Source organism: Levilactobacillus parabrevis (genome assembly GCF_044051715.1).
Classification (GTDB): domain Bacteria; phylum Bacillota; class Bacilli; order Lactobacillales; family Lactobacillaceae; genus Levilactobacillus; species Levilactobacillus parabrevis.
Map to the genome: position 1 here is coordinate 1040492 of NZ_CP168688.1, position 12765 is coordinate 1053256.

The 12765-nt window shown below is 48.9% G+C and carries 13 protein-coding genes and 1 tRNA gene; 11 read left to right on the forward strand and 3 right to left on the reverse strand.

The genetic code is table 11. From position 1 onward, the window contains the following. Positions 1 to 72: 72 nt before the first annotated feature. A complete protein-coding gene (locus ACEPSU_RS04975) occupies positions 73 to 990 on the forward strand; it encodes a MurR/RpiR family transcriptional regulator (RefSeq protein ID WP_395322985.1) in 918 nt (305 codons plus the stop codon). A gap of 74 nt (positions 991 to 1064) precedes the next feature. Further along, complete coding sequence (locus tag ACEPSU_RS04980) at positions 1065 to 1826, forward strand: GH25 family lysozyme (RefSeq protein WP_395322986.1); 762 nt, start codon at positions 1065 to 1067, stop codon at positions 1824 to 1826. A gap of 409 nt (positions 1827 to 2235) precedes the next feature. Here the strand turns inward: ACEPSU_RS04980 and ACEPSU_RS04985 are convergent, their stop codons facing one another. After that, positions 2236 to 2613 carry a DUF4828 domain-containing protein gene (locus ACEPSU_RS04985; RefSeq protein ID WP_020090364.1) on the reverse strand — a complete coding sequence of 126 codons (378 nt, stop codon included), beginning with the start codon at positions 2611 to 2613 and terminating at the stop codon, positions 2236 to 2238. A 167-nt stretch (positions 2614 to 2780) separates the two neighbouring features. On the opposite strand from ACEPSU_RS04985, the gene ACEPSU_RS04990 reads away from it, so the two are divergent. The 3 genes from ACEPSU_RS04990 (at position 2781) to ACEPSU_RS05000 (ending at position 5264) form a co-directional block, all read left to right on the forward strand. Continuing rightward, entirely contained in the window at positions 2781 to 3782 is a 1002-nt protein-coding gene (locus ACEPSU_RS04990) for a Gfo/Idh/MocA family protein (RefSeq protein WP_395322987.1), read from the forward strand. A gap of 15 nt (positions 3783 to 3797) precedes the next feature. Beyond that, on the forward strand, positions 3798 to 5135 hold the full coding sequence (locus ACEPSU_RS04995) for a DEAD/DEAH box helicase (protein WP_395322988.1): 1338 nt from the start codon (positions 3798 to 3800) through the stop codon (positions 5133 to 5135). 56 nt (positions 5136 to 5191) lie between these two features. Beyond that, a tRNA-Arg gene (locus tag ACEPSU_RS05000) sits at positions 5192 to 5264 on the forward strand. A 350-nt stretch (positions 5265 to 5614) separates the two neighbouring features. Here ACEPSU_RS05000 and ACEPSU_RS05005 read toward each other — a convergent pair. Next, complete coding sequence (locus tag ACEPSU_RS05005; protein WP_395322989.1) at positions 5615 to 6151, reverse strand: hypothetical protein; 537 nt, start codon at positions 6149 to 6151, stop codon at positions 5615 to 5617. 310 nt (positions 6152 to 6461) lie between these two features. Here ACEPSU_RS05005 and ACEPSU_RS05010 point away from each other — a divergent pair, with 310 nt between their 5' ends. From ACEPSU_RS05010 to ACEPSU_RS05025, 4 genes are all read left to right on the forward strand, one after another. Beyond that, on the forward strand, positions 6462 to 6686 hold the full coding sequence (locus ACEPSU_RS05010) for a hypothetical protein (RefSeq protein ID WP_020090360.1): 225 nt from the start codon (positions 6462 to 6464) through the stop codon (positions 6684 to 6686). A 27-nt stretch (positions 6687 to 6713) separates the two neighbouring features. Then, positions 6714 to 6974 carry a hypothetical protein gene (locus ACEPSU_RS05015; RefSeq protein ID WP_020090359.1) on the forward strand — a complete coding sequence of 87 codons (261 nt, stop codon included), beginning with the start codon at positions 6714 to 6716 and terminating at the stop codon, positions 6972 to 6974. 91 nt (positions 6975 to 7065) lie between these two features. Beyond that, the gene (locus tag ACEPSU_RS05020; RefSeq protein WP_020090358.1) at positions 7066 to 7518 is read left to right on the forward strand and encodes a universal stress protein; all 453 of its coding nucleotides are present in this window, start codon (positions 7066 to 7068) and stop codon (positions 7516 to 7518) included. 160 nt (positions 7519 to 7678) lie between these two features. Then, on the forward strand, positions 7679 to 9034 hold the full coding sequence (locus tag ACEPSU_RS05025; RefSeq protein ID WP_020090357.1) for a gluconate:H+ symporter: 1356 nt from the start codon (positions 7679 to 7681) through the stop codon (positions 9032 to 9034). 250 nt (positions 9035 to 9284) lie between these two features. Here ACEPSU_RS05025 and ACEPSU_RS05030 read toward each other — a convergent pair whose 3' ends face one another. Further along, entirely contained in the window at positions 9285 to 10226 is a 942-nt protein-coding gene (locus tag ACEPSU_RS05030; protein ID WP_020090355.1) for a glycosyltransferase family 2 protein, read from the reverse strand. A 539-nt stretch (positions 10227 to 10765) separates the two neighbouring features. Here ACEPSU_RS05030 and wecB point away from each other — a divergent pair. Further along, a complete protein-coding gene (gene wecB / locus ACEPSU_RS05035; protein WP_395361617.1) occupies positions 10766 to 11899 on the forward strand; it encodes a non-hydrolyzing UDP-N-acetylglucosamine 2-epimerase in 1134 nt (377 codons plus the stop codon). After that, positions 11892 to 12743 (forward strand): nuclease-related domain-containing protein, encoded by an 852-nt coding sequence (locus tag ACEPSU_RS05040; RefSeq protein ID WP_020089709.1) that lies wholly within the window; start codon positions 11892 to 11894, stop codon positions 12741 to 12743. Before wecB ends, ACEPSU_RS05040 begins: the two co-directional genes overlap by 8 nt. The last annotated feature ends 22 nt before the right edge of the window (positions 12744 to 12765 follow it).

The following is a 12765-nucleotide window of genomic DNA, read 5'->3' on the forward strand; positions in this document are numbered from 1 at the left end:
TCACATGAGCAAAAAAATCGTAGAAAGCTATATTGCCAGTCATTGAAGGGCATATTGGCATTCATCCCTTGTTTGAAAGCAAGGGAATTCTGCCTAATTTATATTAAAAATTATCGGAAGGGGGCGGCGATTATCGCACGCTCAACCATTGGAAAGATTCGGGGGACGTATGATCAGTTGTCTCGGACGGAAAAAAAGGTGGCCCAGCTGGCGTTGGATAACCCAGCCGTGGTCAGTGAAATGACGATTAAGGAATTAGCCAGTGCCACGGGGGTCTCAACCGCGACTATTTCCCGTTTCGTTAAGCGGATGGACTACTCGAACTATCGGGAATTTACGATGGCTCTGGCCCACACTGCCGCCGAAATGACGCCGCAACAGAATAGTTTTCCAGAATTAGCCGAGGGGGATTCACTCGCGACGATTGCGAACAAGACCTTTCGCTTTTCCATAAATTCTTTACGAGCAACAAACGAAGCGCTGAATGAAGATGATCTGGCCCGCGCCGTCATCAAAATTATTAACGCCAAGACGGTGGCTTTCTTTGGCTTGGGCGGCTCTGCCGTTGCTGCTCTCGATGGCTATCATAAGTTCTTGCGGACGCCACTGAATGTGACTTATCATCCAGACTACGATATTCAATTGATGCAGGCGGCCCGGATGACGGCGCAGGACTGTGCGATTGTGATTTCCCACTCAGGTCGAAATCATGAGACCTTGGAGATCGTTCGGGAGCTCAAACGTAACGGTGTCGCCATCATTGTGATTACCAGCTACAGTGGTTCCGAGCTGGCTCAGGCGGCAGCGGTCACATTCCTATCTCTAACGGATGAGGTCAAGTATCGTTCAGAGGGGATGTACTCGTTGATTTCGCAAATGACGATTCTCGACAGTCTTTTTATGATGACGGTCTTGCGCAGTTCTTCACGTACTAAACCCGTCTTGACCCGGGTCAGAGACGTTATCGAGCAGACTCGTTACGATTCCTAACAGTCATGGTATAATGGACGGCATACCGCCAACATGGCGGTAGAATACCTGACGAAGGAGAATGGTGATCGACGGTGAAACGACGCGACTATCAACCCATATATGACAACACGTTTCGGCGCCGCCACCGGTATCGCCGTTGGTTCGTTGTGCTGATCTTGGTGCTGCTCGTTGTTGGTAGTGGCTGGGGTTGGTACCGTTGGGACGCTCATCAGCGCGCTCAGGTGGCTAGCTATCCCGTTCGTGGGGTCACGGTTAACCAGGACAGCGGTTACTTAGACTTTCAGCAGTTGGCGAAGAGCGAGACGTTTGTCTACCTGCAAGCCACCTCGGGGGCGACATATACCGATGATGACTTTAGCGATAACTATTCGCGCTCCCAGGGAGCCGATATTCAGGTGGGGGTGGCCCATACCTTTAGCTTCACCACTTCGGCACGACGACAGTTCAATCACTTTAAAAGTACAGTTAAGAGAAATTCAGGAACCTTACCTATTATGGTAGCGGTTAGTTATTATGGTAAATATAATAGTAATAACACAGAAATGGCGACCCAGGGGCAGAAGCTTAAGACGCTGGTACGGTTACTCAGTAACCACTACCACCAAGGCGTGGTCGTCTTTGCTAGCAAGTCCGTGTTGACCCAATTCGTGAAGCCAGTACTCCCCAATCAGGACTACTGGACCGCCGGTGGCAAGCTATCCGGGCATTCACAGCAGGTTAAACTGATCGAGTATGATGCCAACGGGCAGGTGACGCAGAATGGGCAGAATCTGCCGGTGGCTAAGTCGGTGTTTAACGGTACTCGCCGCGACTGGCACGCCTTCACCAAGTGATACTGGTATTGTTCGCCTCCGGCTGTCAGGGATTCCACCTGCTGTGGGGACCGGCGAAAGCCTGATGAAGCGGTCTTTCGCCTCGACTTTGAGCCGTGAAAATCTCACGTCTCAAAGCTCGTCCCGCGCTGTAGTCTAGCGAAGGACGCCAGACTACACCGCTGTCACGGCTGGTTCCATCCCTGACCGCCTGCGGCTAATATCAGCATCACTTGTGGGTGGCTGCAGGGACTAAATTAAGATATGCATTAGAGCAGTAGTCAACTTGGCTGCTGTTTTTGTTTACACCAAAAGGTAAAAGTTAACGCAGCCATAGACGATAATTTTGCACAATTCAAACAAAAACCGTAGTCCCCAATCCAGGGCTACGGCTTCGTTAAGTATTTAAAAACCCGGCATGTGCGCCAGTCTACGAGGACTGATCCGTCGATGCCAGTGGCTTCATGGCGTAAGTACAATCGTCTGCTTCATCGAAAAAGGAAATTGGTTGACGTTCGTTGGCGTGAATCGTTAAGTGATAGCCAAACTTATCTTGAAAAGTAAGCTGTTGATCGTTGAGGCTTTTTACGGATACCTGTAGCTGATGGTTATCGATCTGCACGTCAAGATTAGGACTAATTTCTAACCGGTGGCGCCGCTGGTTATGGGGGTCAACGAACTGCCACGTACCGACATAAAACAACGGCGACTCACTGGGCTGGGGCTTTTTCTTTCTGCGTAATGAGAATCCGCCTGTTAAACCAGCCACTAGTGAAACGCCAAATAATGCGAGCTCCCGACCTTTCACCGGTAATCCCTCCCTTGAATTATTAGTTACTCTCAATATAACATTTCTGGACAGAAAACAGGTGCTTTTTCTCCCAGATTTCAAAGAAAATTAATTCTATTGCTATGCCTAACGCGATGCGACTGTTAGAATAAAGTTAACGATAGAAAATCGATGGAGGGATTGCAATGATTCGCATTGGAACTGTAGGGACGAACTGGATTACGCAACAATTGGTCGAGGCGGTAGCCTTATCGAAACGTTACACGCTAGCTGGGGTTTACTCCCGGCACCAAGAGACGGCGGATGCCTTCGCTCAGAAGAACCAGGCCGAGAAGAGCTATACTGATTACGAAACGATGTTAGACCAGGCCAACTTGGACGTGGTCTACATTGCCTCACCAAATAGCTTGCACTTCAAGCAAGCGATGGCTGCGATTGACCGCGACATTTCCATCATCGTTGAAAAGCCAGCCTTCAGTAACCGGCGGGAAATGGCCGCAATCATGGCCGAACTCAAGCAACACCCAGCCGTGAAGTACTTTGAAGCAGCGCGGCACGTTCACACGCCAAACTTTAAGGCCATCAGCAAGGCACTCATGTCGCTGCCAACCGTTCAGGGGGCAGCATTAACGTACATGAAGTACTCCTCCCGTTATGACAAGGTTTTGGATGGTGAACAACCAAACGTCTTCACCAAGGAATTCTCTGGTGGGGCGCTCCAAGACTTAGGGGTCTACCCAATTTACTTGGCCATTGCTTTATTTGGTCAGCCAGAAAACGTGGCCTTCTTCCCAACGATCATTGCAACCGGAGCCGATGGTAAGGGCTTGGCAATGCTACGCTACGGTGACTTCGATGTGACCGTGAACTTCGGGAAGACCAGTAACTCCTACGCCTTATCCGAAATTTATGGCTTGAAGGAAACTATCACCATCGATAGTGCTGGGGAATTGACCCACGTCGAAGAACGCGATGCCAGTGGCCAGGCCACCGACCTGAGTTCCGCTGAATTGGCCAACCCAATGTTGCCAGAAGCCGAAGACTTTGCTCGGGTTTTGGAAGCGCCGGATGACAAACAAAACGTGGCCGATTACCAACGCTGGTTGCAGTGGAGTTTAACGGTCAACCAAGTATTATTCGATCTGCGGGTCTCCGCTAACTTGAAGTTCCCAGCCGATCAACACTAAGAAAGAGGAAAATAAATGTTAAAACAATTCGAGGCTCATTTTAAAGACTTGGGCTATACTGAACCGACCGCAATTCAGACGGCAGTTTATGAGCCGCTAGCGGGAGACCAGAACGTCTTGGGCCTCGCGCCAACGGGTTCAGGAAAGACCGTGGCCTTTACGCTACCGGCCTTAGCCAATCTGTTACCCGGTGACGGCACGCAACTGATCGTGTTGGAACCCTCCCAGGAACTGGCGATTCAGACCAGCCGGGTCATGCGTGACTGGGCAAAACTGTTAGATTTGAAGGTGGTTGCCCTGACCGGGGGCGCCAATGTCAAACGCCAAACGGAACGCCTGAAGAAACGGCCGGAAGTCATCGTCGGAACGCCGGGACGGGTCTTGAACCTGGTCAGCGATCGGAAATTAAAGCTACACCTGGTTTCTTTACTGATCGTCGATGAGGCCGATGACCTGTTGACGGGGGATACCTTGGACACGGTGCGGTCAATTGCACAGGACATGCCAGCCGATGTTCAACTGGGTTTCTTCTCCGCAACGGATACGCCGATCCTTCACGAACTCGACCAGTGGTTTGGTCAGTCCGTGACCCGGATTGATGTCCGTCAAGAAGATAACACCCAGGGGACCGTCCGGCATGGCCTTTTGCAGGTCGGCATGGGTAAGCGTGATCAGATGCTGAAACGCATGCTGGCGATGCCAAACTTCCGGGCACTGGTCTTCTTCAAACAGGCCAACACCTTGCGGCAAACGGCAACGCGGTTCTATCACGAACACATGTCGGCAGCGAGCCTGACCAGTGATCTTCGTCAGGTTCAACGTGAGAAGGCCCTGCAGGACTTCCGACTGGGCCGGACACGCTTGTTGTTGACGACCGATGTGGCGGCCCGAGGCCTCGATATTCCTAAGTTGCCGGCTGTTATCAACTATGACTTACCAACTTCTGTGAACGAGTACGTTCACCGGGTTGGCCGAACGGGTCGGATGGGAGAACCGGGACAGGTCATCAGTCTTGGGGATGACCATGATTTGCGGGATCTCAAGAAACTCTTAAAGGAGACCGACTACGACTTAGTCCCGTTATACTTCAGTGGTCGGACGTTGACGACTGAAAAGCCAGTCGCTGTGACACCCAAGCCAGCGGCAACGGCAACGCCAAGTGTAGATGCAACGGTCAAGGTGCCTAAGGCTGCGGGTAAACCAGTGGTCGCTGGTGAAAGGCCAGCAGGCAAGCCTAACACGTCACGTGCTAAGCAGGAGCCTAATCCGTCTAAGAAAAAGAAGCACAAGAACCGTCACACTAAGAACAAGGGTATGCGTAAGAAGTGGCGCGACCGCGATGCCCAACAGTAATTAACCTTTTGAAATCAAATAATCCGTGGTAAACTTAAAAGCGGATTATTGATATTGTCCCTATAGCACAACTGGATAGGGCACTCGCCTCCTAAGCGAATGATCCCGGTTCGAGTCCGGGTGGGGACATTTTAAAAAGAGTGCAGCGCCAGGCGGTTAGCTGGCGAGCATTAACGTCGCTAAGTGAAAAATTCTGGGCTTGAATTATTTACTTAGCGGGGTTAAGCACAACCGGCTGCCTGGTGATGCACGTTTCAGCAACAGACAGTCGGAGTACGTCAATAAGACGGGAATCCCGGGCTTGGATTCTTGGCTTATTGGGGTTAAGCGGAGCTAACTGCCTGAAATCGCACGTTTCGGCAACAGGGAATCAACGACACCAAACAAAGTTACCCAAAAAAGAGCTAGGACAACGTCATCAAACGTTGTCCTAGCTTCTTTTTTAACCGCGAATGGCCAGCCCAGTCTATGTAGCCGAATTATTTCGAGTAGTCAACCACCCATTTGCCGGTATCCGCAAGTCGATACCAGTTGTAAAGCGGTAAGTCCTGTCCGCTATAGTCGTACAGCCAGTATTGACTACGGTAGACGTGGATCTTGGCCTTTAACATGACCTTGCTAGGCTGATTGGGTTTGACTGTCGAAATCAGCTTGTGACCGCTACGCCAAGTATTGTAGCGGTAAAGACGGGTATCGTTAGTGTTCATGTAGTAGTATTTATGCTGATAGATGACCTCGTAGACTTGTTTACTGGAAGTCTTGCGCGCATAGAACTTTTTCTGGTTGCTGATAATACGACCAGTATCGGTGTCCTGTTTTTGGGCGTGCTTCTTAGTCTTGTAAAGTTCCATGTACTCGTAGTTGTCGTACATATACGCGCGGGCATACGTTTTGTGGGAGAAGGAATTAGATGGTGTCACAGAATAATGCCAGGTTTTAGCATTCGCATTGGTGGGAATTAATAGGAGCAAAGCCAGTGAGGAGATGATGACGAACAATAGCTTCTTGTAAGACAAAATAATGACCCCCTTTTAGGTTAATCATATCAAACTTATTGCCATTTATCATTATTATTTTATGATTATGCCCTTTAATACCGCTTGTGAGTGCTTAATCACTGACCATAATTTAGATAACGTAACGGTATGTCGGAAGCGGACCGGCCATTTTTACGAATAATAAAAGCGCTTTACATTTAAAATTATTCGTGCCAGAATATAAGATAAGTTTTGTTGTCACTAACGATAACTTAATATAAAATCTTATGAATTAGGTTGTTCCTATACATATAGAAGAAAAAATTATTAAGAGAGCGGGTCATTTAACATGGGTGTTGGTTTTAAGTTATTACTACGGGCTATCTTTTGGTCAGCTCTGTCTTGGTACTTCTGGTTCTTCAGTGGTGCCCAAGCTTCCGGTGGCGTTGGGATCATTCAGAAAATCTTCGCCGTGTTTTCCACGGTGGCCGCGGCATTCTACATCATCATGTTCCTGATTGGCTGGATGAAGAGCTGGGGAATGTTTCAAGGCAAGGGTAACAAAAAAGATTAATGATTATGATTCCTGGGGAGGAAACAGATGTTTCGTAAAGCTATGGGTGACGCCGGTAGTTGGCTAGCCCTTTCACTGTTCTTCGGGGTCCTTAAGGATTTGATTGGCCTTTTCCAGCACCAAAGTCTGACGGTCGTCTGGTTATGGCGGTATCATGATTGGCGGGTCTGGGGATTGTTTTTCGGGATCTTGGTTGCGTATTGGGTTATTTGGACTTTAATTTTCTGGGGACTACGGGCGCTCAAAGACGTGATGGGCCGTAACGATCCACCAGTCACTAAAAATTAAAACGGTATTGAACGGAAAATTTCTCGGAAATTTCGCGTTTGGTACCGTTTTCCTTTATAATAAGGGTATTCAAACAAGAGGAGGATTTTCGATGGAAAATTCAGAATCAATGAATCCTAAGAAATTTAGTCGAATTTTAGTTGGGGTAGACGATTCACCTGATGCACAGCTGGCCTTCCGCTATGCTATGAATCGGGCCAAGTTTGACGATTGCGAGTTGGTGATCTGTTCTGTGCTGGAATCAGATAACATGAACATTTACCAGGCCCTGAGTAAGAACTATGTGCACGGGCAACGCGCGGATTTACAGAAGCATTTACAACAATATCAAAAATTAGCTGAACGTTTCGGCATCAATAAGGTCACCATTATTATTGGGGAAGGCGACCCCGGTGAAACCATTGTGAAGACGATTATTCCTGAGGTGCAACCAGATTTATTGGTCATCGGGTCGTTGTCTCAGACGGGGGTTCGGAAGTATTTCGGAAGCCAAGCAGCCTACATGGCAAAATATTCTCCAGTTTCTGTGATGATTGTTCGATAGCGTCAGATTAGGCTTTGATGAACTACATGTGAAAATTATATACAAGTAAGCCCTTGCATTGGGAAACTTTTTTTCATACAATGGGTTTTATGCAAAACGATTCACCCAACTCCGACGGGGTGGGAGAATCTGAATCGAGCATAGGAAAAGAGAGAAAAACATGCAGTTCGTCGTTTTATTATTGGGTATTTTACTGTTACTCTTTTTAATTATTAAAGTAAAATTGAATACCTTCGTTTCACTGATTGTCACGTCAATCTTAGTGGCATTAGGGTTGGGCATGAACCCAGCTAATATCGCCAACTCCATCAAGGACGGAATCGGTAGCTCCATGGGCGAACTGATTATCGTGTTTGGTTTCGGGGCCATGATTGGCCGATTGGTTGCCGATGCCGGGGGTTCTTACCGGATTGCCCGGACCTTGATTAACGTATTTGGGAAAAAGCGCCTACAAGTGGCCATCGTGGTCGCTTCCTTCCTGATCGGGATTTCCTTACTTTTCGAAGTTGGGTTAGTTCTGGTTACGCCAATCGTCTTCGCGGTTGCGCTGGAAGCTGAAGTACCATTCCTCTATCTGGGGATTTCCATGGCTGCGGCACTGTCCGCCACGCAAGGTTTCTTGCCACCACAACCATCACCTACGGCCGTTGCAACGGTCTTGGGCGCCAACATTGGTGAGATGTTGCTGATTGGGATCATCGTGGCGATTCCTTGTGTGATCGTTGCCGGTCCTATCTGGACACGTGTGATTCGGCGGTTCAATCCAGACCTGTTCGTCATCAAGCGTTCTTTGCCTGCCTTCGGGGAAGTTAAGGAATTTGATTTGAAGGAAACGCCTGGATTTGGTCTGTCCGTTGTAACGTCTCTGTTCCCAGTTATTTTCATGGCTGCGGCAACGATTTATCAACTGTCGGTCGATGGTGGGGCAGCACCTAAGAATCCACACGGTCTCGATGCCATTGTGGCGATGTTGGGGAACCCCGTCATTGCCATGGTACTGGCTTTGCTGTTTGCCATTTGGTCCATGGGTTTCCACCGTCAACGAACGATGAAGGAAATCAGTGCGACCCTGGAAGATGCCATCAAGTCGATTGCCATGTTACTGATGGTTATCGCTGGGGGCTCTGCCTTTAAGGAAGTTCTGATCGATGGTGGGGTCGGGAAGGCCGTGCAACAATTGATGATGCACTCTAGCCTGTCCCCAATCCTGTTGGCTTGGTTGATCACGGTTATCTTACGGATCTCTTTGGGCTCTGCAACGGTTGCCGGGATGACTGCCGCCGGACTAGTCTTACCACTGATGACCACGATGAGTGCCGATCCCGTAATGGTTGCATTGGCCATTGGGGCCGGTTCATTGGCCGCTTCGCATGTGAACGATGCTGGATTCTGGATGTTCTCAGAATACTTTGATTTAAGTGTTAAGCAGACGTTCCAGGTTTGGACCACGTTGGAAACCGTTATTTCCATCGTTGGTTTGGGCATGGTTATGCTGATGAACGCGATTATTAACTAGATTTGAAAAAAGCCATATCACCGGAAATGCGGGTGATATGGCTTTTTAAGTTGGCAAAACTTTTGGGAACGTATTTCGCAATGAGCCTTTTCAAAATGGTAAGTCGGAGATAGACAGTATGTAGATTGAAAGATATAAGCCTTCGATTATCGAAAGGTAAGTGCTGCTTGTAAAAAACGGTCTGCCTTTCAGTCCGCAGTGAATGAATAGAAAAAGGGAACCAGTTCGTGAACTGATTCCCTTAAGCAATTTACTTTTCTTCACGGATAATGTACTTGGGTCGATGCTTGGTTTCTAGGTAGATCTTACTGATGTACTGTCCCAAAATACCAAGACAGAACAGCTGAATTCCACCGATTGCCAAGAAGATGACGACCAGGGAAGGCCAGCCAGCAACGGAACCGCCAACGGTCAAGGCCCGAACAATCACGAAGATTAGGGCAACGATCGAGGCAAGAAACGATAAACTGCCGACCCACGTTGCCAGCCGTAATGGCGCGTTGGAGAAATCAATGATTCCCTCAATGGAATAGGCAAATAGTTGCCGCAGACTCCAATGCGTCGTGCCGGCCGCGCGGGGCTGACTTTCGTACGTCAGGTAGGTTGTTTTAAAGCCAACCCAACTGAAGATTCCCTTTGAAAAACGATTGAACTCGGGTAGCGAGAGAACCGTGTCCACGAACTGCCGGGTCATTAACCGGTAGTCACGAGCATTGGGTTCAATTCGTACGTCTGAAATCCAATTGATGACACTGTAGAAACTCCGGGAGAGAAATGCCCGAAGACGGCTCTGACCGCGACGTTCCTGTTGAATGGTGCCAACACAGTCGTAGTCTCTGTTCTCAATCAGATCGACCATTTCTGGCAAGAGCTCTGGTGGATCTTGAAGGTCAACGTCCATCACGGCTACCATATCCCCGGTAGTAGCTTGTAATCCCGCGGCGAGCGCCGATTCCTTCCCAAAATTCCGAGAGAACGACCGAAAGTGGACGGTCTCCGGATGATCTTGGTGTAGTTGCTTCATTTCTTCTAAGGTGTGGTCGCTGGAACCATCATCCACAAAAATATACTCCGGCGTTACCGTTGGAGTAGGGGTATTCATGGAATCGATCACCTTGCTAACGGTTCGGTAAAATAATGGAATAGACTCCTCCTCGTTATAGCAAGGAACGACCAGACTAAGCTTTTTCATCACAGACATTCCTTTCACACAACGATACCATCTTACCTCAAATGTTGGGGGCTTACCATTAAATTTTTCTTACAGGCAGAAGTCAATTTAACCAATCTGGCTAACCTGCTTTAAATTATGAGGGTGACAAAACGGTGACCTCTAGCCCTTGCGGCGCGTTTTAGCCGCTGCTTTGATGTATACATAGCGAATTAGTCGGATGTGCAGACTATTGTTTCACTAGATACGAAAAGAATTGTGATTGGTTGCATCTTCGGGTAAAGTCTTCTGTAACCCTTCAAATGGTGCAACAGGACTTGCTGTCGTTTAGTAGTCTAGCTGATTGGCTACAGGGAAGCCAGTTACAGGCATGAGATTGTTAGCGCAATGATTGTTGCGGCGGGGCACCGAATGCGCTGACGCCGGCTGATAGACCCATGAGCGGCCTTTCTGGTGGATTTCTGATAATTCACGGTGAAAAGCGGGTAATCCGTAACATGCCGCGCGCCGTTCTGCTATAATTGACCCTAATCAATCAACGTTAATTTGGAGGGAACATAGTGACGAAACCAATTAAAGTAATGACGGTGTTCGGGACCCGTCCAGAAGCCATCAAGATGGCCCCAATTATTCTAGCCATGCAACAACGACCAACTGAATTTACACCGATTACGGTGGTCACGGCACAACACCGTGAAATGCTCGATCAAGTGTTAGAAATCTTTAAGATCAAGCCAGACTACGATCTAAACATCATGAAGGCTAAGCAGACACTCAGTGACATTACGACGCGGGTGCTGACCAAGCTTGATGCCATCATCACGGAGGCGGCCCCCGACATCGTACTGGTCCATGGTGACACGACCACGACGTTTGCGGCTAGTATCAGTGCCTTCTACCACCAGACCATGTTGGGCCACGTGGAGGCTGGGCTGCGGACCTGGAACAAGTACTCGCCGTATCCAGAAGAAATGAACCGGCAACTGACCGATATCTTGAGCGACCTGTACTTTGCGCCGACCGAATTATCCAAGGAGAACTTGCTGAAGCAGGCTCACCCGTTGGAAAATATTTACGTGACGGGGAATACAGCAATTGATGCACTGAAACAGACCGTGGATGCCAACTACCATCACGCCGTCTTGGATCAAGTGCAACCCGGTCACCGGCTGATTCTGATGACCATGCATCGACGCGAGAATCAGGGGGCGCCCATGCACGCCGTCTTTAAAGCCGTGCGCGCAGAAGTCGAGGCTCATCCTGACGTTGAGGTGATTTATCCGGTTCATTTGAGCCCCGCCGTTCAAACGGTCGCTCATGAAGAGTTAGGGGGAATGGATCGGATTCACCTGATCGATCCGCTGGACGTGGTCAACTTCCACAATCTGTCGGCTAAGAGTTACTTCATCATGACCGATTCTGGTGGGGTCCAAGAAGAAGCCCCGTCGTTGAACAAGCCAGTGTTGGTCTTACGGGACACCACGGAGCGGCCGGAAGGCGTTACCAACGGCACGCTGAAGTTGGTGGGAACCGATCCGAAACGTGTCACGGCCGCAATGGAAAGTTTATTAAGTGATCAAGCCGCTTACGATAAGATGGCGCAGGCCGAAAATCCCTATGGGGACGGGCATGCATCAGAGTATATCCTGGCGGCGATTCAAGAAAAATTAAATGGAGGAAATGCTAATGGGTGAAACGGCGTACGATCGAGCCGAAATCAAAACGACTGAACAGTTGTATGAAATTATGCGGGAGATTCATCAGAGCGCTGCAAAACATCATGAACGTTTCGACTATAAGATTCTGCGTAACGTGCACTTTGCAAACAAGGTCAAGAATCCGGTGACTCAGGAAATGAACGAAGGGGATTCTTGGCGGGTGATGCAGATTGATAATTTGCTGGTGACTTCCTTTGGGGTCATTAACGTGGAAAGTAAGTATTGGCGGGGCATGATCTTCCATGACCTCTCCGAAGAAATCTTTTCATCCAGTCTGGATGACTTCTCCGGCGTGAATCTGAGTGGTCGGGAGAAGGAAGTGCCCAAGGCCTTGGCGAACCATTTAGACCGATTCTTCCTGCCTAACCTGTCAGAAGAGAATGAATCTTTAACGCAAGGCTATACGATGAGTCTGGAACAGGAGGGGCGTGGACAGCGCTCCATCACGTTGCATACCGGGATCAGCAATCCAGCTACCCAGGCGGAACTGTCCTCTAAGCTGCTGGTGCGTTACATCAATAGTGAAATCACCATGCACCGTCAGCTGGAAAATAAGAACGACCGAATCATCGACTTTGTGAAGCCGTTGGTTTACTATAATTACTACGACCGTTACAATCACAGTAACTCGTTAGTGGTTGGGAACAAGACAAAACTGAACGCCCATGACGCGTACAACTGTACGGCGGTGGCTAACTATGATGATTTGGCGACCTTTATTGAAGCCTTTCGTCAAGCCAAACGGGTGCGGTTCAGTCGTAAGACCTTGGAGAAGATGATTGGGACTCTGAAGTTTGCCGAGGATTACGGGTCGTTCTAAATCTAGTGAAAGGGGCCATGGC

Coding starts and splice junctions, on each gene's coding strand:
- ACEPSU_RS05025 (WP_020090357.1), top strand. CDS start 7,679: ATGCAGTTCGTCGTTTTATTATTGGGTATTTTACTGTTACTCTTTTTA.
- ACEPSU_RS04995 (WP_395322988.1), top strand. CDS start 3,798: ATGTTAAAACAATTCGAGGCTCATTTTAAAGACTTGGGCTATACTGAA.
- ACEPSU_RS05015 (WP_020090359.1), top strand. CDS start 6,714: ATGTTTCGTAAAGCTATGGGTGACGCCGGTAGTTGGCTAGCCCTTTCA.
- ACEPSU_RS05020 (WP_020090358.1), top strand. CDS start 7,066: ATGGAAAATTCAGAATCAATGAATCCTAAGAAATTTAGTCGAATTTTA.
- ACEPSU_RS05010 (WP_020090360.1), top strand. CDS start 6,462: ATGGGTGTTGGTTTTAAGTTATTACTACGGGCTATCTTTTGGTCAGCT.
- ACEPSU_RS05040 (WP_020089709.1), top strand. CDS start 11,892: ATGGGTGAAACGGCGTACGATCGAGCCGAAATCAAAACGACTGAACAG.
- ACEPSU_RS04990 (WP_395322987.1), top strand. CDS start 2,781: ATGATTCGCATTGGAACTGTAGGGACGAACTGGATTACGCAACAATTG.
- ACEPSU_RS05030 (WP_020090355.1), bottom strand. CDS start 10,226: ATGAAAAAGCTTAGTCTGGTCGTTCCTTGCTATAACGAGGAGGAGTCT.